General features: G+C 65.2%; 22 protein-coding genes and 1 other RNA gene. 8 read left to right on the forward strand and 15 right to left on the reverse strand.

The window, feature by feature from the left end; all coding sequences use genetic code 11:
* Positions 1–17 precede the first annotated feature (17 nt).
* The 8 genes from ABIF91_RS19040 to ABIF91_RS19075 all read right to left on the reverse strand — a co-directional run bounded on the left by ABIF91_RS19040 (position 18) and on the right by ABIF91_RS19075 (position 6,750).
* On the reverse strand, positions 18–527 hold the full coding sequence (locus ABIF91_RS19040; protein WP_028176367.1) for an Lrp/AsnC family transcriptional regulator: 510 nt from the start codon (positions 525–527) through the stop codon (positions 18–20).
* A gap of 240 nt (positions 528–767) precedes the next feature.
* Positions 768–1,706, reverse strand: coding sequence for an NAD(+) diphosphatase (gene nudC / locus ABIF91_RS19045; RefSeq protein ID WP_028176366.1), 939 nt, complete (start codon positions 1,704–1,706; stop codon positions 768–770).
* A gap of 11 nt (positions 1,707–1,717) precedes the next feature.
* The gene (locus ABIF91_RS19050; RefSeq protein ID WP_028176365.1) at positions 1,718–2,137 is read right to left on the reverse strand and encodes an HIT domain-containing protein; all 420 of its coding nucleotides are present in this window, start codon (positions 2,135–2,137) and stop codon (positions 1,718–1,720) included.
* 279 nt (positions 2,138–2,416) lie between these two features.
* Positions 2,417–3,544, reverse strand: coding sequence for a muconate cycloisomerase family protein (locus ABIF91_RS19055; RefSeq protein WP_028176364.1), 1,128 nt, complete (start codon positions 3,542–3,544; stop codon positions 2,417–2,419).
* Positions 3,541–4,296 (reverse strand): SDR family NAD(P)-dependent oxidoreductase, encoded by a 756-nt coding sequence (locus tag ABIF91_RS19060; RefSeq protein WP_028176363.1) that lies wholly within the window; start codon positions 4,294–4,296, stop codon positions 3,541–3,543. Before ABIF91_RS19060 ends, ABIF91_RS19055 begins: the two co-directional genes overlap by 4 nt.
* Positions 4,296–5,102, reverse strand: coding sequence for an amino acid ABC transporter ATP-binding protein (locus ABIF91_RS19065; RefSeq protein ID WP_028176362.1), 807 nt, complete (start codon positions 5,100–5,102; stop codon positions 4,296–4,298). Before ABIF91_RS19065 ends, ABIF91_RS19060 begins: the two co-directional genes overlap by 1 nt.
* Entirely contained in the window at positions 5,099–5,761 is a 663-nt protein-coding gene (locus ABIF91_RS19070; RefSeq protein WP_028176361.1) for an amino acid ABC transporter permease, read from the reverse strand. The genes ABIF91_RS19065 and ABIF91_RS19070 overlap by 4 nt, the downstream gene beginning before the upstream one ends.
* Positions 5,762–5,904: 143 nt before the next feature.
* Positions 5,905–6,750: a transporter substrate-binding domain-containing protein gene (locus tag ABIF91_RS19075; RefSeq protein WP_028176360.1), complete on the reverse strand. Its 846-nt coding sequence runs from the start codon at positions 6,748–6,750 to the stop codon at positions 5,905–5,907.
* 185 nt (positions 6,751–6,935) lie between these two features.
* Here ABIF91_RS19075 and ffs point away from each other — a divergent pair.
* The 5 genes from ffs (at position 6,936) to ABIF91_RS19100 (ending at position 10,468) form a co-directional block, all read left to right on the forward strand.
* An RNA gene (gene ffs / locus ABIF91_RS19080) (signal recognition particle sRNA small type) lies at positions 6,936–7,032 on the forward strand.
* Between the two features lie 94 nt (positions 7,033–7,126).
* Positions 7,127–8,968: a DNA polymerase III subunit gamma/tau gene (locus ABIF91_RS19085; protein ID WP_028176359.1), complete on the forward strand. Its 1,842-nt coding sequence runs from the start codon at positions 7,127–7,129 to the stop codon at positions 8,966–8,968.
* Between the two features lie 113 nt (positions 8,969–9,081).
* Positions 9,082–9,402, forward strand: coding sequence for a YbaB/EbfC family nucleoid-associated protein (locus ABIF91_RS19090; RefSeq protein WP_028176358.1), 321 nt, complete (start codon positions 9,082–9,084; stop codon positions 9,400–9,402).
* Between the two features lies 1 nt (position 9,403).
* Positions 9,404–10,006, forward strand: coding sequence for a recombination mediator RecR (recR, locus tag ABIF91_RS19095; RefSeq protein ID WP_028176357.1), 603 nt, complete (start codon positions 9,404–9,406; stop codon positions 10,004–10,006).
* Positions 10,007–10,033: 27 nt separating this feature from the next.
* The gene (locus ABIF91_RS19100) at positions 10,034–10,468 is read left to right on the forward strand and encodes a hypothetical protein (RefSeq protein WP_028176356.1); all 435 of its coding nucleotides are present in this window, start codon (positions 10,034–10,036) and stop codon (positions 10,466–10,468) included.
* A gap of 51 nt (positions 10,469–10,519) precedes the next feature.
* Here ABIF91_RS19100 and ABIF91_RS19105 read toward each other — a convergent pair whose 3' ends face one another.
* From ABIF91_RS19105 to ABIF91_RS19115, 3 genes are all read right to left on the reverse strand, one after another.
* On the reverse strand, positions 10,520–11,881 hold the full coding sequence (locus tag ABIF91_RS19105) for an AmpG family muropeptide MFS transporter (protein ID WP_028176355.1): 1,362 nt from the start codon (positions 11,879–11,881) through the stop codon (positions 10,520–10,522).
* A 180-nt stretch (positions 11,882–12,061) separates the two neighbouring features.
* Positions 12,062–12,364 (reverse strand): GIY-YIG nuclease family protein, encoded by a 303-nt coding sequence (locus ABIF91_RS19110; protein WP_028176354.1) that lies wholly within the window; start codon positions 12,362–12,364, stop codon positions 12,062–12,064.
* A 153-nt stretch (positions 12,365–12,517) separates the two neighbouring features.
* A complete protein-coding gene (locus ABIF91_RS19115; protein ID WP_028176353.1) occupies positions 12,518–13,717 on the reverse strand; it encodes a DNA recombination protein RmuC in 1,200 nt (399 codons plus the stop codon).
* A gap of 171 nt (positions 13,718–13,888) precedes the next feature.
* Here ABIF91_RS19115 and def point away from each other — a divergent pair, with 171 nt between their 5' ends.
* The 3 genes from def to truA all read left to right on the forward strand — a co-directional run bounded on the left by def (position 13,889) and on the right by truA (position 16,215).
* The gene (gene def, locus ABIF91_RS19120) at positions 13,889–14,416 is read left to right on the forward strand and encodes a peptide deformylase (protein WP_035669190.1); all 528 of its coding nucleotides are present in this window, start codon (positions 13,889–13,891) and stop codon (positions 14,414–14,416) included.
* Positions 14,417–14,554: 138 nt separating this feature from the next.
* Complete coding sequence (gene fmt, locus ABIF91_RS19125) at positions 14,555–15,478, forward strand: methionyl-tRNA formyltransferase (protein ID WP_028176351.1); 924 nt, start codon at positions 14,555–14,557, stop codon at positions 15,476–15,478.
* Entirely contained in the window at positions 15,478–16,215 is a 738-nt protein-coding gene (truA, locus tag ABIF91_RS19130) for a tRNA pseudouridine(38-40) synthase TruA (RefSeq protein WP_028176350.1), read from the forward strand. The genes fmt and truA overlap by 1 nt, the downstream gene beginning before the upstream one ends.
* Positions 16,216–16,374: 159 nt before the next feature.
* On the opposite strand, the gene dapE is transcribed toward truA, so the two are convergent.
* From dapE to ABIF91_RS19150, 4 genes are all read right to left on the reverse strand, one after another.
* Positions 16,375–17,541, reverse strand: a complete 1,167-nt coding sequence (gene dapE, locus ABIF91_RS19135; protein WP_028176349.1) for a succinyl-diaminopimelate desuccinylase — start codon at positions 17,539–17,541, stop codon at positions 16,375–16,377.
* Positions 17,542–17,551: 10 nt separating this feature from the next.
* Complete coding sequence (dapD, locus tag ABIF91_RS19140; RefSeq protein WP_028176348.1) at positions 17,552–18,397, reverse strand: 2,3,4,5-tetrahydropyridine-2,6-dicarboxylate N-succinyltransferase; 846 nt, start codon at positions 18,395–18,397, stop codon at positions 17,552–17,554.
* 156 nt (positions 18,398–18,553) lie between these two features.
* Entirely contained in the window at positions 18,554–19,246 is a 693-nt protein-coding gene (locus ABIF91_RS19145; protein WP_028176347.1) for a pyrimidine 5'-nucleotidase, read from the reverse strand.
* Between the two features lie 14 nt (positions 19,247–19,260).
* Positions 19,261–20,247, reverse strand: coding sequence for a DUF1036 domain-containing protein (locus ABIF91_RS19150; RefSeq protein WP_035669196.1), 987 nt, complete (start codon positions 20,245–20,247; stop codon positions 19,261–19,263).
* Positions 20,248–20,426 lie beyond the last annotated feature (179 nt).

The following is a 20,426-nucleotide window of genomic DNA, read 5'->3' on the forward strand; positions in this document are numbered from 1 at the left end:
CAAAATGAGAATCGGCGTCAGGCCGTCACCATCGCGGGAATCGGCAACGCGGTAACCGACTTGATCTTCTCCATCGCGAAGCGCGAGGTGACGTTCTTCAGCGGCACGGCGCTGATCAGCTTCTTGTAGAACACGTCATAGGCCTGCATGTCCGCGACCACGACGCGGAGCATGTAGTCGACGTCGCCGGCCATGCGGTAGAACTCCATCACCTCCGGCATGGCGCTGACGGCTTCGGCGAACCGCTTGAGCCAGGCGTCGGAATGATCGGCGCTCTCGACCGACACGAACACGGAGATGCCGAGTCCGATCTTGTTCTGGTCGACCAGCGCCACGCGCTTGATGATCACGCCGTCGGCCTCCAGGCGCTGGATGCGCTTCCAGCAGGGCGTCGAGGACAGGCCGACGCGGTCGCCGATCTCGGCCACCGAGAGGGAGGCATCCTCCTGAAGGACCATCAGGATCTTGCGGTCGATGGCATCGAGGCGGCGGCTGGTCTCGGGAACCTGGACGGCGACATCAGTCATTTGAAGAACTTTGTTTCATTTAAGGGGCTGATTTCCCTGATATAGAGAAAATCCTTCCACGACAAGCCTATAATCTCGGCGCGGCAGTCGAATCGTTCTAGGGATAGTTATGCGAAACCCTTGAACTTCAATGGGTTGCAGGGCGGCGGATCGGGGCCGCGGCGGCCCCTGTGAACGCGAAGGACGGAGGCGCCGGCCTGCCGAGGACGCGCGGCCCGATCCTGGATCGTCCATGGGCGGTCAGCTCTTGTCGTGCACCCAGCGGCCGAGCAGATGATGAGCGATCGCGAAGGGATGCGGGCCGGCGAGCCCGTCGGGATGCGTCCGCGTCAGCATCAGGGCCGCCTCCTCGCGCGTGAACCAGCGCGCGTCTTCCAGCTCCATGCGATCGACGACGATGTCCTCGTTCAGCGCCCGTGCGCTGCAGCCGATCATCAGCGATGACGGATAGGGCCAGGGCTGAGTCATGTAATATTGCACGTCGGTGCAGCGAATGCCCGACTCTTCCAGGATTTCGCGGCGCACCGCGTCCTCGATGGTCTCGGCCGCCTCGACGAAGCCGGCGAGGCAGGAATACATGCCGGGCGGAAACTGCTTCTGGCGGCCGAGCAGGCACTTGTCGCCGGAGGCGACCAGCATGATCACGACCGGGTCGGTGCGCGGAAAGTGCTCGGCCTTGCAGGCCGGGCAGTCGCGCTTCCAGCCGCCTTCCTTCATCGCGGTACGCGTGCCGCAATTGGCGCAATAGCCGTGGCGCTGATGCCAGCTCACCATCGACTTCGCCATCGCGATCGCCGACAGCTCCTGCGGCGGAAGCACCCCCTGCATCGCCATGCCGCGCAGCTCGGTTATGGCATGGTCCTCCCGGCCGACCAATTTCTCGGCGGCGGCCTGCGAGAGTCCCATCCCGAACACGGCCGCGCCATCGCGCAGGCCCAAGAAGATCGTACCGGGATTGGCGCCGCACTTCAGCGCCTCGTCGATCGAGAGCAGCGCGCGCACCGTCTCGCCCTCGCGCTTCACCAGCAGCGAGTCGCGATAGACCACATAGGCGCGCGATGACGGCTTCTGCTCGAGCGCGAACAGCTTCTCGTCGTCGCGGCGCAGATGCGCCGCGCGGTCGAGGATGTTGGTGACGAAGGCCGGCTGCCCCAGCGGAAACGCGTCGAATGCTGACATTTCTCGTTCTTTCAACCCAACCAGATCTTGCGGCGAAGCGCGCTGATGAAATTCTGCACTTCAGTGGCATCGTGCGCCAGCGGCTGCATCACGCCCCACACCGGCCGCGGCCAGGCCGCGTCACTGGTCCGGCGCGCGATGATGTGGACGTGAAGCTGCGGCACGAGGTTGCCGAGCGCGGCGATGTTGAGCTTGTCGCATTGTGTGATCTCCTTCAGCGCGCGCGAGACACGGGAGATCTCGGTCATCAGCTGCGCCTGCTGCACCTCGTCGAGATCGATGATCTCGACCGCGTCGGGCCGTCGCGGCACCAGCAGCAGCCAGGGATAATGTGCGTCCTTGATGACCAGCACCTTCGACAGCGGCAGATCGCCGATGTCGATGGTGTCCTCTTTCAGGCGGGAGTGCAGCGACCAGGCAGGTTCGGGCATATGCGTTTCCGGATGGCCCGATGGGAGCGGGCTTGTTTGGCCCGACCATACGATAGCGATTCCGATAGGGGAAGGATGGCAACTGCATACACGCTCGTCGTCCCGGACAAGCGCGCCCCAGCGCGCGTAGATCCGGGACCCAAAACCACAGGGAGTGGTTGTTGCGCGGGCTCGCAACTCCGAATCTTCGCCAAACTCAATCCTGTGGTTATGGATCCCGGGTCTGCGCTAACGCTTGCCCGGGACGACGACCGAGTTTGTGGCGGTGCTGGCGGTCCCTCACGCCTCCGCCAGCACTTTTGCATTGGCACGGATCGAGGCCTCGCTGACGCGGATGCCGAGGCCCGGGCCCTCGGGTACCACGACGTGGCCGGCTCGGTTCGCAACGCGCTCTTCCAGCACGTCCTCGGTCAGCACGTGATGTGGCATGTAGAATTCGCAGCCAAGCGAGATGCCGGGTGTGGCCGCGATCAGCTGCGTGCCGGCGGCTAGCCCGATGCCGCCCTCCCACAGCGTGCCGCCATAGCCGGGCAGGCCGGCGATGTCGGCGATCGCCATGATGGCCTGCGCCTCGAACAGGCCGCCAGCCTTCATCAGCTTGATCGACACGGCGTCCGCCGCCTCGCGCCGCGCCACCTCCATCATGTCGCGGCGATCGAAGCAGCTCTCATCCGCGAGCACAGGCGTTTCCAGCGCCGCGGTGAGCTGTGCCATGACCTCGAGATATGTGCGTGGCACCGGCTGCTCGATGAAGGTCGGTGCGAACTGCTCGATGTCGCGCAATATTTTGATCGCGCCGAACGGCGCCAGCGCCTGGTTATAGTCGACGCGCAGGTCGACCTTGTCGCCGAACTCATTGCGGATCGCCTCCAGATGGTGGAGATCCTCGCGATGCGGCTTCACGCCGGTCTTGACCTTGTAGATGACATTGCCGTCCGGAACCATTCTCCGCATGCGGTCGAGATCGGCGGCGAAATCCGGATCGGCGATCGAGAAGGAGAGCGGGATCGTGTCGCGCACCCGGCCGCCGAGCAGGTCGGCAACCGAAAGTCCCGACGACTTGCCGACGATGTCGAGCAACGCCATCTCGATTCCGACCTTGGCCTCGGCATGTCCGACCAGTGCGCGATCGAGCTCGGTCATCAGCGCGCGGATGCGGCGGACCGGCTTGCCGAGCAGCGTTGGCCGCAGATAGATGTCGAGCGCGGAGAACGCCGCCTCCGGTGTTCCCGTGAAGACCTCCCACGGCGCCGCTTCGCCCCAGCCGATCACCCCTTCGTTCGACGTCAGTTCGATCAGCACGCGCTTGACCGAGCCCTTGACGTTGCCGACGCCCTGCAGGCGCGTCATCTTGATTGGACTTTCGATCAGGAACAGCCTGAGGCGTTCGATGGTCGCTTCGGTCATGTCAGGCCTCCATTGACGTGCCAGATCTGGCCGGTGACGTAGGATGCTTTGGGGGATGCGAGGAACGCGATGATTTCGGCGACTTCTTCCGGCCGCCCACGCCGGCGCATCGGGATCAGCGCCTCGGTTGCTGCGATCTGCTCGGGTGAAAGACGGCTCTCGCTCGGCTTGTCCTTGACGATGAGGCCGGGCGAAACTGCGTTGACGGTAATGCCGTCGCTGGCGAGTTCGATTGCGGTCAGCCGCACCAGGGCTTCCAGCGCTGAGCGGCTCGCAGCCGTGGCCGCAAACGGCGCGAATTCGGGGCGGATCGCATGTGCCACGAAGGAGGAGACTGCAACGATCCGCGCGTCACGTCCCGCGCGCAGCAGCTGAAGCGCGGCCTCGACCATCCGCGTGAATGCCATCGCCGATTCATCCATTGCTTGGCGAAACTGGTCCGCCGGCGTGCCGATCGCGCTGCCGCGGCGGGCATGGCCACCGACGAGGACCAATCCGTCGAGGCGGCCGAAGGCTGTTTGCGCGGCGGTGATGGCGTCGGTGACGGCCGCTTCCTCGGCGAGATCGCCGAGACATTTGGCGACCACAGCGCCGTTCGCTCCGGCTTCCGCCGCGGCGGCGTCCAGGCCTTCTGCGTTGGATCGCGTGTGCAGCACAAGCCCGGTGCCGGGCGCGGCGAGAAGTTTTGCGGTGGCGCGGCCGATGCCGCTGGCGGCGCCGGTGACGAGATAGACACGGTTGATATCAGGCATCACGATGTCGCGTTGGCCGACGGCAGCGCGCCGGTGCGGTGGAAATGGCTGAGGAAAGCGCGCGTGGCGGCTTCCCTGGGATTGTCGATCACCTGCCGCGCCGGGCCCTCTTCGACCACGACGCCGTCGCGCATGAAGATCAGGCGGTCGGCGACCTCGCGGGCAAAGGCGATCTCGTGGGTCACGATCACCATGGTCATGCCTTCGGACGCCAGTTGCTGGATCACGTTGAGCACCTCGCCGACCAATTCAGGGTCGAGCGCCGAGGTCGCCTCGTCGAACAGCATGACATCAGGCTCCATGGCGAGCGCCCGCGCGATCGCGACGCGCTGCTTCTGGCCGCCGGACAGCGTCAACGGATATTGATCTGCCTTTTCGGCAAGGCCGACCTTGGCCAGCTGCGCCCGCGCGAGCCTCTCGGCGTCGGCCTTGGCCATGCGCCGCACCGTGACCGGCCCCTCCATGACGTTCTGCAGCGTCGTCATGTGCGGGAACAGGTTGAAGTGCTGGAACACCATGCCGGTGGTGGCGCGAAATTTTGCCAGAGTCTTCGTATCAGGAAGCTTCGTACCATCACCGAACGCAAACCTCGTATCGCCGACACGGACGCTGCCACCGTCGGGCACGACCAGAAGATTGATGCAGCGGAGCAGGGTCGATTTGCCCGACCCCGACGGGCCGATCAGCGCCACGACGCCGCCCTTGGCGACGTCGAGGTTGATGTTCTTCAAGACCTCGTTGCTGCCAAAGCTTTTGCGCAGGCCGCGGATCTCGATCTTCAAGGGGGTATTGGACGTCTCGCTCATTCGCCGACCGCCAGTCGCTTCTCGCCGCGGCGAACGAGGATGGTGAGCGGAATCAGGATCGCCGCATAGGCGACCGCAACCGCGGTGTAGGTTTCCAGCGGCCGGTAGCTGTCATGGGCCGCGACCTGGCTCTGATAGACGAGATCGGGGACCGCCAGCACCGAGACCAGCGAGGTGTTCTTGAACTGGATGATCGACTGGTTCATCAGCGCCGGAATCATGCGCTTGATCGCCTGCGGCAGCACGATGCGCCGCATGGTTTGGATCGGCGTCATGCCGAGCGCGGCGCCGGCCTCGGACTGGCCGCTGTCGATCGAGACGATGCCGCCGCGGATGATCTCCGAATAGAACGAGCCGCCATAGAGCGACAGCGCCAGCGCCGAGGCGGTAATCGGCGTCATCTCCACACCGGCGAGGATCGGAAGCGCGTAATAGAACCAGATCAGCTGCACCAGGATCGGCGTGCAGCGGAACGCCTCGATGAAAGTGAGGGCGAGAAGGCGCAACGCCTTGAAGCGCGACAGGCTGCCGAACGCTCCCAACAGGCCAAACAGCAATCCGCATACGACGATGACGATGGTGAAGCCGACGGTGACGCCGAGCCCGTTGAGAAAGAGCCAGCGATAGCTCCAGAGGATGCCGAAGTCCCACTGATACATGCGTGCTTTACTCGTACCCGATGTCAGCTAGGAAACTCGTCATGCTCGGGCTTGCCCCGGGCATCCACGTTCTTGGTGCCGCGGGTAAGACGTGGATGGCCGGGACAAGCCCGGCCATGACGGTGTGGATGCGTCGGGCGCTCTTACAGCGACACGCCCGGCGGAATGTCCGCCTCGGTCACGCCCACCAGCTCCATGTTGGTGATGATCGCGTTGCGGATGAAGCCGAGGCCCTTGTTGAAGTCGATCCAGGTGTTGACGTAGTCGCGCCAGGTCTTGTCGGTCTCGCGGCGGAAGCCGGCATTCGACGTGGTGGCGAAGATCGGCGTCGGCAGCACGAGCTGGCCGAGCGATGGATTCTTCTTCAGCACGGTCAGCGACAGCATGGTGATCAGGCACTGCACGTCGACCCGGCCGGTCTGGAGCGCGGCGGTGGCGTCGTCGGCGGTCTTCAGCCGCGTGATCTGCGCCTTCGGCGTCAGGCGGCTGACCACCTGGTCATGCGAGGAGCCCTGGTCGACCGCGATCTTGATGTCGGGCGAGTTCAATTCGGCCCAGCTCTTCGGCTTGAAGTCCTTCTTGCAGAGGATGGCGAACGCGTTGTTGAAGACCGGCACCGAGAAGTCCACCACCAGCGCGCGCTTCGGAGTCGGGTTGAGGCCGAAGAAGATGTCGATCTTGTTGGCCTGCAGGTCGAGCACCGAATTGCCCCAAGTGGTCTCGGTGATCTCGAGCTCGGCCTCCATGTCGTCGGCGAGGCCCTTGGCGATGTCGATGTAGAACCCCTTCCACTGGCCGGTGGCGAGGTCCTTCATGTAATAGGGTGCGCCGCCGCCGACCGCGCCGATCCGCATCTTCTTGGTCCGGCGGATGCGCGCGAAGGTCGATTCGTTCGGATCGGCTGTCTGGGCCACGGCCGGCGAAGCCAGCGCGGCCGCTGTCACCGCGCCCAATCCGACAATCGATGCAACATCACGACGTGTAACCATTGGGATCAATCGCTTTTCTGGTTGGATGGAGTTCCGGGCCGCGTTCTTAGCAAGGTGGTCCGCACGGTGAAAGCACAGCCTGTCGGCTAGGCAGGCCGGGAATTGCCCGGATACTGGGCAAACTCGATCTGGTTCAATCCGATACCCGCTTGCTTTCCGCTCCCTTTGGCCCCAAATAGGGACCGGGAGATTGGCGGTGGACGAGCCACTCGCCAACCGGGTCAGGTCCGGAAGGAAGCAGCCCTAACGAGGTCCGGATCGGGTCGCTCGTCAGTCTCCTACCTGTTTTTTCGAGCGAATTGCGCCGGCGGTCGTCCCGCCAGCGCGCTCCTTTCCGCAAGAGCCGGCCGAGAGAGATTTCATTGCGGATCGACCGATGACCGACGCTGGCGCCCCTCCCAATCCCGACAGCGCCAGCCAGGCTGGCTTTGCCCTCGGTGCCCAGCCGGGCACACCCTATCGGGTGCTGGCGCGCAAATACCGCCCTTCCTCTTTTGACGATCTGATCGGCCAAGAGGCGGTGGTCCGCACCGTCTCCAATGCGTTCGAGACCGGGCGCATTCCGCAGGCCTGGATCCTCACCGGCGTCCGCGGTGTCGGCAAGACCACCACCGCGCGCATCCTCGCCCGCGCGCTCAACTACGAGATGCCTGATGGTTCGGTGAAGGGCCCGACCATCCACATGCCGACCTTGGGCGTGCACTGCCAAGCGATCATGGAAAGCCGGCACATGGACGTGCTGGAGATGGACGCCGCCTCGCACACCGGCGTCGACGACGTCCGACAGATCAATGACAGCGTGCGCTATGCGCCGGCCAGCGCCCGCTACAAGGTCTACATCATCGACGAAGTGCATATGCTGTCGACGGCGGCGTTCAACGCCTTCCTGAAGACGCTGGAGGAGCCGCCGGAGCACGCCAAGTTCGTGTTCGCGACCACGGAGATCCGCAAGGTTCCGGTCACCGTGCTGTCGCGCTGCCAGCGCTTCGACCTGCGCCGGGTCGAGGCGGACGTGCTGATGAAGCACCTTGCCAACATCGCGGCCAGGGAAAATGTCGAGATCGAGCCGGAGGCGCTCGGCATCATCGCGCGCGCCGCCGAAGGCTCGGTGCGCGATTCGCTGTCGCTGCTCGACCAGGCGATCGCGCATGCGGCAGGGCAGGTGAAGGCCGACGCGGTCAGGCAGATGCTGGGCCTCGCCGACCGCACCCGCGTCATCGATCTCTTCGATTCGCTGGTGCGCGGCGACATCGCCGCAGCTTTCAGGGAGTTCCGCGAGCAGTACGACGTCGGCGCCGATCCCATCGTCGTGCTCTCGGACCTCGCCGAGTTCGTCAATTTCGTCACCCGCGTGAAGATCGTGCCGGCGACCGCCGACAACGTCGCCTATGGCGAGACCGAGCGGGTTCGCGCGCGGGACTTCGCGTCCAAGATTTCCATGCGCGTGCTGTCGCGGATGTGGCAGATGCTGCTCAAGGGCATTACCGAGGTGCAGGGTGCGACGCGTCCTGCGGCCGCCGCCGAGATGGTGCTGGTCCGCATCGCCTATGTCGCCGACCTGCCGACGCCAGACGAAGCGATCAGGATGCTGGAGCAGAACGGCGGCAGCTCCCCGGTCGTGAACGGCGGCAGTGCCGCGCGCAGCGCGCCTTCGGGGCCGGTCGCGTCCGCGGCGCCTGTTCGCATGCCGACCGCCTCACCCGCTTCGTTCGGCGGTGGCGCGGCCCGGCCGCAGATGGCGGCCCCGGCGCCGGAGCCGCAAGCCGCGGCACCGCAGCTGCGCATCACCAGCTTCACCCAGCTCGTCGCGCTCGCCGGGCAGAAGCGTGACATCATGACCAAGAGCGCGCTCGAAGGCGACATGCGCCTCGTCCGCTTCGAGGAGGGCCGGCTGGAAGTCGCGCTCGAGCCCAATGCCTCCAAGACCATGATCTCCGAGCTTGCGAAGAAGTTCGAGCTGTGGACCGGCCGCCGCTGGACCGTGATCGTCTCCAACGAGCAGGGCCAGCCGACGCTGCGCTCGGTGAACCAGGCGGCCAAGCAGCAGCATGCCCGTACCGCGGAAGCCGATCCGCGCGTGCAGGAGGTGCTGTCGCGCTTCCCCGGCGCCAAGGTCGTCGAGGTCCGCAGGCTTGCCCCCGAGGCGCCGGAAACCAATATTAACGCCGACTATGGCAGTGACGATCCGCCCGACGGTTCCGACGGCGACGATTTCTAGCGCGTGATCCGGAAAAGTGCGAAGCGGTTTTCCGATAAGATCATGCGCAAACAATATGCTAAGGCGCGATGATGATTCATGGCGCTTTCGCCTCTTTCAAGGACACCCGACCCATGGCTGATTTTCTCGGCATGATGAAGCAGGCGGCACAGCTGCAATCCAAGATGCAGGAGATGCAGGAGCAGCTCGCCAACGTCGAGGTCGAAGGCATCTCCGGCGGCGGGCTCGTCGCCGTGCGCATGACCGCGAAGATGGACGTGAAGGGCATCAAGATCGATCCCTCGCTGATGAAGGCGGAAGAGCGCGAGGTGCTGGAAGACCTGCTCGTCACCGCGCTCAGTGATGCCCGCCGCAAGGCGGAGACCGCCATGCAGGAGAAGATGCAGGCCCTCACGGGCGGGCTCGGCCTGCCGCCGGGGTTGTTCGGCCAGTAATATGGGCGCGGTTGCAGGTCCTGAGATCGAGCGGCTGGTCCAGCTGCTCGCACGGCTGCCGGGCCTCGGTCCGCGCTCTGCGCGGCGCGCTGCGCTGCATCTGATCAAGAAGCGCGAAGCGCTGATGATGCCGCTGTCTTCGGCCCTCCAGGTCGCGCTGGACAAGGTCCAGGTCTGCAAGACCTGCGGCAACATCGACACGCAAAATCCCTGCACGGTCTGTACCGATCCGAAGCGCGATTCCTCCATCATCGTCGTCGTCGCCGACGTTGCCGACCTCTGGGCGCTGGAGCGGGCCAATGCCACCCAGGGGCGCTATCACGTGCTGGGCGCGACGTTGTCGCCGCTCGACGGCGTCGGTCCGCAGGATCTCACCATCGATTCGCTGGTGGCACGCGCGCATGATCCGCAGGTGCACGAGATCATCCTGGCACTGAATGCGACGGTCGACGGCCAGACCACGGCGCACTACATCACCGACCTGCTTCAGGACGCCAATGTGAAGGTGACGCGGCTCGCCCATGGAGTTCCTGTCGGCGGCGAGCTTGATTATCTCGATGAAGGTACGCTATCGGCTGCGATGCGGCAGCGCACCCTGTTCTAGCCATCCAGACTTCACGGAACGGACGACATGACGAAACTTTTCGCCACACGATCGGCTTTGGTCGCGACGATGATGATGCTGGTGACCCCGGCCATGTCCGCGCAGCAGGGCGACGAGATGCCGCCGCCGTCCAAGCCCGGCAAGCCGATCAACACCGGCGACGTGCTCTCGGGCGAGCTGAACGCGATGAAGGTCCGCGACGTCAAGAACGGCAAGCGCGTCGCGACCTACCAGATCACCTCCGAGCCGCGCCGCCTGCCGCCGCCGAACGGGCTGTGCAATCTCGAGACCGGACCGGAGACCTTCCAGCTCGTCACCTCCACCGATGCGCAGGCTGCACAGCTGAAATCGTTCGTCGGCAAGGAGATCTCGGTCAAGGTCGACGAGATCGCCTGCGCCAGCGATGCCGGCCAGATGAGCGAGGCCGTGATCACGAAGTGGAGCCTGATCAAGAAGCAGTAGGGGGCGAGTGCGACGCTGTCTCCTCGCAATGACGAAAGAGAGAGGTGAGTTCTAAACTCGCACCTGCTCCAACGTGTCGAAATGGTCACGCTTCTGCAAGTAAGCCAGCAGCATCAAACTGGGGATGGCGACGAGGACGGAGATCGCGAAGAACATCGGCCAGCCCGTCGCCTTCGCCAGATAGCCCGCGCCCGATGACAGGTAGGTGCGTCCCACGGCGGCGAGCGCCGTCAGCAGCGCATATTGGGTCGCGGTGTGCAGCGGGTTCTGGCACAGCGCCGAGAGATAGGCGACGAAGATCACGGTGCCGATGGCGTTGCAGAAATTGTCGGAGGTGATTGCGAGGGTCAGCGCCCATTCATTGACGCCGACGAGTGCCAGCCATGAGAACGACAAGTTTGAGATTGCCTGTACGATGCCGCCGATCCACAGGCTCGTTGCGAGCGAATAGCGCCGTGCCACGAAGCCGCCGGCAAACCCTCCGGCCAAGGTCGCTGCGATGCCGACGCCCTTCACGATCACCGCGTAGTCGTTCCGCGTGAAGCCGATGTCGATCACGAACGGCACGGTCATGTTGCCGGAGAACGCGTCGGTGAATTTGAACAGCACGACGAAGGCAAGCGCCGCCCATGCTTCCTTGCGGCTCAGGAATTCCGAGAACGCGCCCATCGCAGCATGGAACACCCGCATGAGCGCGTCCTCGTTCTGCGTGGCCGCCTCGGCGCGCTTGGATTGTGCGGGCTCGGTGGCGGCCAGCGCCGTCACCGTGCCAATCAGCACCAGAGCCGCCATCACCACATAGCCCCACATCCAGGCGGCGCCACGAGGGACGATCGCCTCGAAACCGGTGACGATGAACAAGGCGCCCGCGGTCGATATCAGCATGCCGATGCGATAGGCCGCGACATAGGCGGCCATGCCGGCGGCCTGCTCGCTTTCGGGCAGGCTCTCGACGCGGAATGCATCGACGACGATGTCCTGCGTCGAGGACATCGTCGCGACCAGGAGCGCACCAAGCGCGACGAACAGCGGTGAGTGCGCCGGATCGGTCAGCGCCAACAGCAGGATCGCGCCGATCAGCAGCAGCTGCGAAAACACCAGCCACCCACGCCGGCGGCCGAAGGTGCGCGTGAAGAACGGGACATGCAGCGCATCGACCAGAGGCGCCCACAGGAACTTGAGCGTGTACGGCGTTCCAACCAGTGCAAAGAGCCCGATCGTTCCGAGATCGACCCCCGCCTCGGCCATCCATACCAGCAGCGTCGAGCCCGACAGCGCCAGCGGAAGCCCCGAGGAGAAGCCGAGGAAGAGCACGATCAGCACCCGCGGCTGCAGGTAAACGGCAAGGCTGTCGCGCCAGGAGGGCGCAGGGGCCGAGCTTGCGGCGGGCGAAGTCGCGTCGGGTGCGGTCATGGGGCGGTGTTAGCAGATTCTAGGGGAAAAGACTCTTGCGAGCTCGGTGGGGCGGATGCTCTCTCCACCTCTCGATGTCATCGTCCGCGAAGGCGGACGATCCAGTACTCCGCGGCGTCTCGGCTCAATCACACGGGCTGCGGAATACTGGATCCCCCGCCTTCGCGGGGCATGACGGCGTTATGGTGGTCCGGCCATCCCAGGATAGAGATCATCCCAGTTCGGGTTATGCTGCTCGATTAACCGAACCTTCCACGCCCTGTTCCACTTCTTCAGCCGCTTCTCCCGCTTGATCGCATTCTCGGGGTCATCGAACTGCTCGAAATAGACGAGCCGTGCGACGTCGTACTTCTCCGTGAAGCTTTCGATGACCTTTGATTTGTGCTCTGCGACGCAGCGAATAAGGTCGTTCGTTACGCCAATGTACAGCGTGCCACCGATCTTGCTGGCCAGGATATAGACATAGTAGCACCGTGTGCTCATCTGCCGCCTCCCACTCCGCCGTCATCGTCCGCCTTGTGCGCAGATGCGCACCGGGGTGGACGATCCAGTAATCACCAGCGCCTCGGGTTAATCGCGACCGCCGCGGCGTACTGGATGCCCCGCCTGCGCGGGGCATGACAGCGCGCTAGGATTCTACTCCCCAGCCTGGAGCTTCCGCGGGAACAGCTCCGGCGCGGCTGTCGCAACCAGCCGCGGAGCCTCCGGCGTGTCGCTCTTGCTGAAATCCAGCTCCTCGATTCGTCCCGCGCGCTTTTCGATCTTGTCGGCGGAGATCAGCACCTGGCGGACGTCCTCGTTGACGTCGGCAAAATGCTTCTGCAGCTTCAGCACGCGGTCGCGCAGCCGGCCCAAATCGTCGCCGAGCTTGATCACCTCGGTGCGGATCTGGCCGGCGGCATCGCGCATGCGCGCGTCCTTCATGATCTGCTGCATCACCTGGATCGCGAGCATCAGCAGCGAGGGCGACACCAGCACGACGCGGGCGCGATAGGCCTTCTGGATCACGTCGTCGAAACCGTCATGGATCTCGGCGTAGACCGATTCCGACGGCACGAACATCAGCGCCATCTCCTGGGTCTCGCCGGCGACGAGATATTTTTCTGCGATGTCGCTGACATGCTTCATCACGTCGCCGCGCAGCCGTTGCGTGGCGATTCGCCGTTCCTCGTCGGTCCGGGCGTCGTGCAGCGCCGTCATCGCTTCCAGCGGAAATTTGGCGTCGATGCAAAGCGGCCGCTGATCGGGCAGGAACACGACGCAGTCCGGGCGCTTGCCGGTGGAGAGCGTGAACTGGAACTCGTAGGCACCCTTCGGCAGCCCGTCCTGGACGATCGCCTCCATCCGCGCCTGGCCGAAGGCGCCGCGCGACTGCTTGTTGGCGAGCACGTCGCGCAAGGTGGTCACCTGGGTGGTGAGGTCGGTGAGGTTCTTGTGCGCGCTGTCGATGATGCCGAGCCGCTCGTGCAGGGCGCGCAGGCTCTCCATGGTGTTGCGGGTGGAGTGTTCCATGGATTGGCCGACGCGGTGGGTCACCGAATCCAGCCGCTCGTTCACCGCCCGCGCCATCTCGGCCTGACGGCCGGCCAGAGCCTGGGTCATGGCATCGACCCGGCCCGACGACTCGCTCTGCGCCCGCAGCACCTCGCTCAAACGTTCCTCGAGCTCGTCGGCCCGGATGGCGTTGGCCATGGCGAGTTCCGCGCCGCGCCGGCCGGATCGCGCGATTACGACCGCAATCACCACCAGCAGGATGAGAACCAGGGCGCCGAAGCCGATCAGCGCGTCCACGACGCGCACCGGCCACTCGCCGAGGATGAAGATGATGTCGTTCATGCCGACCCTTCTAGCCGATTCGCCGTGGCGCACGAACGAATAGCGAACATTTATGGTCAATGCTCCGTTAATTCTTATGGTTAACGAAACCTGAAGTTTTATGGTTAGCGGAGGGTTAACGGGGTTCCTGGCCGCATTGACCGCATCCGGCGCGCAGCTTAAATCGCCGCCATGGCCCTACGAGAAATCATCATCCTGCCGGACAAGCAGCTGCGCCTGGTCTCCAAGCCGATCGAGAAGGTCACGTCGGAGATCCGCAAGCTTGCCGACGACATGTTCGAGACCATGTACGACGCGCCCGGCATTGGCCTCGCGGCGATCCAGGTCGCGCAGCCCTTGCGGCTGATCACCATGGACCTCGCCAAGCGCGACGAGAACGGCGAGACCAAGCCGCTCCCACGCGTCTTCATCAATCCCGAGATCATCGCCTCGTCCGAGGAACTGTCGGTTTACGAGGAAGGCTGCCTGTCGATCCCCGAATATTACGAGGAGGTCGAGCGCCCGGCGAAGGTGCGCGTGCGCTTCACCGATCTCGACGGCAAGGTGCATGAGGAGGACGCCGAAGGCCTCTTCGCCACCTGCATCCAGCACGAGATCGACCATCTCAACGGCGTGCTGTTCGTCGACTACCTGTCGAAGCTCAAGCGCGACCGCGTGATGAAGAAGTTCGAGAAAGCCGCCAAGCGCGCGGTGGAGTAGGCCACGTCCTCCGCCGTCATGCCCGGCTTCGTGCCGGGCATCCACGTTCTTTGCCGCTTCGAGCAGGAAGAACGTGGATGGCCGGGACAAGCCCGGCCATGACGAGTACCTTGCTCGTTTCGAGGATTGTCTCGCCACATGCCCCTTCGCCTCATCTTCATGGGCACGCCCGATTTCTCCGTGCCGACGCTGCTCGAGCTCGTCGCGCACGGCCACGAGATCGTGGCGGTCTACACCCGCACCCCGAAGCCGGGCGGGCGGCGCGGCCTGCAATTGCAGCCGACGCCGGTCGAGGAAGCCGCGCGAAAACTCGGCCTTCCCGTGCTGACGCCGAAGACGCTGAAGACACCGGAAGCGCTGCAAGAGTTTCGCGCGTTCGAGGCCGATGCCGCCGTCGTCGTCGCCTACGGCATGATCCTGCCGCAGGCGATCCTCGATGCGCCAAAGCTCGGCTGCTACAATCTGCACGCTTCGCTGCTGCCGCGCTGGCGCGGCGCCGCGCCCATCAACCGCGCGATCATGGCCGGCGATGCCGAAAGCGGCGTGATGGTGATGAAGATGGACGTCGGCTTGGATACCGGCGACGTCGCCATGGCCGAGCGCATCGCGATCACCGACAGCATGACCGCGCTCGATCTGCACGATCGCCTGTCCCGGCTGGGTGCCGACCTGATGGTGCGCGCGATGGCGGCGCTCGAACGCGGCGGGCTCCAGCTCAAGAAGCAGGGCGAGGACGGCGTCACCTATGCCGCCAAGATCGAGAAGGCCGAGGCGCGGATCGACTGGACCAGATCGGCGCGCGCCGTGCTGCGCCACATCCACGGCCTGTCGCCGTTTCCCGGCGCCTGGAGTGAGCTTGAGGATGCGCGCGTCAAGATCCTGCGCTGCGAGCTCGCGCAAGGCGCGGGCGAGCCGGGCGCGGTGCTCGACGACCTCCTCACCATTGCCTGCGGCGAGGGCGCGATCCGCATCATCGAGCTCCAGCGCGAGGGCAAGGGCCGGATGCAGGCCGCCGACTTCTTGCGCGGCGTGCCCGTGAGCCCGCCGATGCGGTTCGGTTGATGCCCCGCTACAAGCTCACCATCGAATATGACGGCGCGCCGTTCTTCGGCTGGCAGATGCAGGAGACGCTGCCGTCGGTGCAGGGCGCGCTGCAGGCTGCGGTGAAGGCGATGACCGGGGCGGATTTGCGCGTGCACGGCGCCGGCCGCACCGATGCCGGCGTGCATGCGCGCGGACAGGTCGCGCATGTCGACGTCGACAAGCAGTTTCCACCGGGCCGTTTTCGCGACGGGCTCAACGCGCATCTGCGCCCGCATCCGATCGCCGTGCTCGAGGCCGAGATCGTGCCCGACAGCTTCGAGGCGCGCTTCTCGGCGGTCAAGCGCCACTACCGCTATCGCATCGTCAATACCCGCGCCAACCTCGCGCTCGACGCCGGCCACGCCTGGCGCGTGCCGCGCAAGCTCGATGCCGACGCGATGCATGCGGCGGCGCAGCGCCTGCTCGGCAAGCACGATTTCACCACCTTCCGCGACACCGAGTGTCAGGCCAAGTCGCCGGAGAAGACGCTCGACCAGCTCGACGTGATCCGCGACGGCCGCGAGATCACGATTCTCACTTCGGCGCGCTCGTTCCTGCACAGCCAGGTACGCTCGATGGTGGGCTCGCTGGTCTGGGTCGGCGAGGGGCGCTGGACCGCCGACGATCTCTCTGCCGCGTTAGCAGCCCGCAACCGCGCCGCCTGCGGCATCGTCGCTCCGCCGGAGGGACTGTATCTGATGAAGGTGGATTATTGAGGTGAGGCGCGCTGCTGCCACACCCTCAGTGTCATGCCCCGCGAAAGCGGGGCATCCAGTACGCCGCGGCCTCGCGGCTCAATCAAAACTGTCTCTGGAATACTGGATCGCCCGATCAAGTCGGGCGATGACAGCTCTCTTTGTGGAGGCAACAGTGCCTCAAGCAAAATACCGCGTCAGGATCCCGCGATAGACCCGCGTCAGCTTCTCCAGATCCGCAACCGGCACGCGCTCGTCGACCTGATGCATGGTCTGGCCGACCAGGCCGAACTCGATCACCGGGCAATAGCTGGAGATGAAGCGCGCATCCGAGGTGCCGCCGGAGGTCGACAGCTCCGGCTTGCGGCCCGTCACCTCCTCGATCGCGGCGACGGCGAGATCGGTGAAGGGGCCGGGCTTGGTCACGAACACGTTGGAGTTCGACGGCTCCCAGACGATGCGGGCCTTGATACGGTTGCCGCAGGCCTTGGCGAGGCGGGCCTCGACCAGTTCGCGCAGGGATGTCTGCGTGTGGTTGTCGTTGTAGCGGATGTTGAATCGGGCGCGGGCCTCGCCGGGGATGACGTTGAACGCCTTGTTGCCGACGTCCACTGACGTGAATTCGAGATTGGAGGCCTGGAACTGAGCGCTGCCGTGGTCGAGCGGCTCGTCGGAAATCGCCACGATCAGCCGCGAAATGTCAGGCACAGGATTGGACGCGCGGTGCGGATAGGCGACATGGCCCTGCACGCCGTCGACATAGAGCGTGCCGGATTGCGAGCCGCGGCGGCCGACCTTGATGGTGTCGCCGAGCGTCTCGACATTGGAGGGCTCGCCGAGCACGCAATGATCGAATTTTTCGCCGCGTTCGGCGGCCCATTTCAACAGCTTGACGGTGCCGTTGACGGAGACGTCTTCCTCGTCGCCCGTGATCAGGAACGAGATCGAACCTTTTCCGTCCGCGCGCGGCTTGCCGCCATTGGCCGCGAGATGCTCCAGCACCGCAGCCACGGAGCAGGCGATGCCGCCCTTCATGTCGACGGCGCCGCGGCCGTGCAGGACACCGTCCTTCACCTCGCCGGAGAATGCGCCGACGCTCCAGGCACTCTCGTCACCCGGCGGCACCACGTCGGTGTGGCCGGCGAAGGTGATGTGCGGACCTTCCGTGCCGATCCGCGCGTAGAGATTTTCGACGTCGGCGGTGCCCGGCTCGCTGAAGGTGACGCGGTGGCAGGTGAAGCCGGCCGCGTTGAGGGCCTTCTCGAGCACCCCCAGTGCGCCGGCATCGGCCGGGGTCACCGAAGGGCAGCGGATGAGATCGCGGGCAATGGAGAGAGCATCGGTCATGCGCGTCGGATCAATCCCGCAGCAGCTCGTTGATGCTGGTCTTGGACCGCGTGCGTTCGTCGACGCGCTTGACGATCACGGCGCATGCGGTGCTCGGGCCGATCTGGCCGTTCTTTATCGGCTTGCCGGGCAGCGCGCCGGGCACCACGACGGAATATTCCGGCACTTCGCCCATGAAGACCTCGCCGGTCTCGCGGTCGACGATCTTGGTCGAGGCGCCCAGGAACACGCCCATCGCCAGCACCGCGCCCTTGCGCACGATCACGCCTTCGGCGACCTCGGAGCGCGCGCCGATGAAGCAATCGTCCTCGATGATGACGGGCTCGGCCTGCAGCGGCTCGAGCACGCCGCCGATGCCGGCGCCGCCCGAGATGTGCACGCGCTTGCCGATCTGCGCGCAGGAGCCGACGGTGGCCCAGGTGTCGACCATCGTGCTCTCATCGACGTAGGCACCGAGATTGACGAAGGACGGCATCAAGACGACGTTCTTGGCGATGAAGGCCGAGCGGCGGACGATGGCGCCCGGCACCGCGCGAAAACCGGCGTCGCGAAAACGGTTCTCGCCCCAGCCCTCGAACTTCGATGGCACCTTGTCCCACCAGGTCGCCTTGCCGGGGCCGCCGGGAATGACGCCCATGTCGTTGAGGCGGAAGGACAGCAGCACGGCCTTCTTCAGCCACTGATTGACCTTCCACTTGCCGTCGGCGCCGCGCTCGGCAACGCGCGCCTCGCCCTTGTCGAGGATCTCCAGCGACTGGTCCACGGCCTCGCGCACCTCGCCCTTGGTCGTGGTCGAGATGCCGTCGCGCGCCTCGAAGGCGCTGTTGATGGTGGATTCGAGGGCTGCAAGCGACATCGGGATTTCCTCTAGGGAGTAGGAATTTTGATGGATTGGGGCGCTTTTTCGGGATTTGAGGCGACGGAGTCAAGGCATAGTCCACCGTTGCCCATGCTTCGCTGTCGTCCCGGACAAGCGCGCCCTCAGGCGCGCGCAGATCCGGGACGACAACGGTTAGTGGGGCGACAGCTGCGCCAAGAACCCCGCCAGATCGTCCGTGACGTGGTCGACATGGGCGGCATCCCGGCCTTCCAGTTCCCAATCCTCGCGCACCACCTCTTTCGTCCCATCAGGCACTACCAGCACCGTGGTCATGCCGAGCTGGTGCGGGACGGTGAGGTTACGGGCGAGGTCCTCGAACATGGCGGCGCGGGTCGGATCGACCGCATGCTGGCTGAGGAATTTCTGGTAGGTCTGCTGCGCCGGCTTGGGCTCGAATTCGGCGGCGATGATGTCGAACACGCCGTCGAAATGCGAGGCGAAGCCGAGCCGCGCCAGCACCGCGTCGACATGGTCGACCGAGCCGTTGGTGAGGATCAGCTTGCGGCCCGGCAGCTTTGCGATGGCAGCGCCGAGCGCCGGATTCGGCTCCAGCGGCGAGTGGTCGATCTTGTGGACGTAGGCGAGATAGTCGTCGGCGGAGACGCCATGCAGGGTCATCATGCCCCGCATCGTGGTGCCGAAGCGCCGGTAATAGTCCTTCTGGATCGCCCGCGCTTCCTCCGGGCCGACGTTCAGCCAGTTGCAAACGAACTCCCCGATCCGCGCATCGACCTGCTGCCACAGATTGACGTGATGCGGATAGAGCGTGTTGTCGAGGTCGAACACCCAGGTGTCGACATGCGCGAAGGTGCGGGGCGGGGTCATCACAGCTCTCTCCCTCACGGCACCGCAAAGCGCAGGGTCTTGCCGCCACTCGACATGTCCACGGCGCCAAAGCCCGTCGGCGCAAATCCGCGCGCGCCGCAATCGGTCTGCTCGCTCGTCTCGAACTTGGTCTCGCGCGTGCAGAGCTGCCTGTCGCCGCCCCAGTTCAGCGGCCGATCCTTCAGCTTGACGACGCGATTGTCGGCGTCGACCGCTTCCGCGAAGCTGAAGATCTGCTTGGGCTGGCCGGTCACATCGGGGTGCAGGCAGGTCTTGGGATCGACGCGATACCAGCCGCGGCTCGTCACGGACTTGCCGTCATCGGTCGCGATCGCGGCCATCACCTTGTGCGGCGTGTCGTTGCACCAGGTGAGGCCGGTCGCAGAGGGCGTCTGCACGGCGTCGACCATGGTCTTGAACAGGTTCGGCGAGGCCGCGACGTCCGACGATAATCCGCGGCTCTTCAGGAAGGCGGCCAGCGCCGCTTGCGTCTTCGGCCCGTCGACGCCGTCAATCGGAGCTGCGTCGTAGCCTGCGATCACCAGCAGCCGCTGGATGCCGGCGAGGCGCGCCTGCTCGTCGTCATATTCCGAGTCCTCGGCGAGATAGGCAACGAGGTTGCCATCCGCTCCTTGCGTCGGAGTCACTTGCGTGAATGCGGCCTGGGTCTGGCCACTGCGGCATTGTCGCGCCGCGGCGATGACGAAATTGTCCTGTGCGACGCACAGCATGTCGCGGCCGCTCTGCGGGATCGGGGAAGCGCCGTAGACGCCGAGCGCGCGCGCATTGAGCAGGATGCGGTCGGCCGTCAACGTGCCCTGCACCACCACGCGGCAGGTGGCGGGATCGATCCTGAACCAGCCGCGCGTCGCGGTCGCCGCCTTGTCGTCGATGCCGATCGCGGCCTCCACGACATAGGACATGCGGTTGCAGATCTTGAGGTCGGCAAAGGCCGGCGCGGAGGAGAACAGGAACGAGACGATCGCTGCCGGCAGCGTCATCAGGAAGCGCGCGAGAGGCGGGCGGCTGGTTCGTCGCTCTCTCCATTCGTCATGGCCGGGCTTGTCCCGGCCGTCTACGCGTTTGCCAAGAGAGGAAAGGTCGTGGATGCCCGGGCCTTCGCCGCGCCGAAGCGGCTTCGGCCGCGCAGGCGGGACAGGCCCGGGCATGACGGCTTTCG

Origin of the sequence: Bradyrhizobium sp. USDA 241 (genome assembly GCF_049739505.1) — a bacterium.
GTDB lineage: Bacteria > Pseudomonadota > Alphaproteobacteria > Rhizobiales > Xanthobacteraceae > Bradyrhizobium > Bradyrhizobium liaoningense.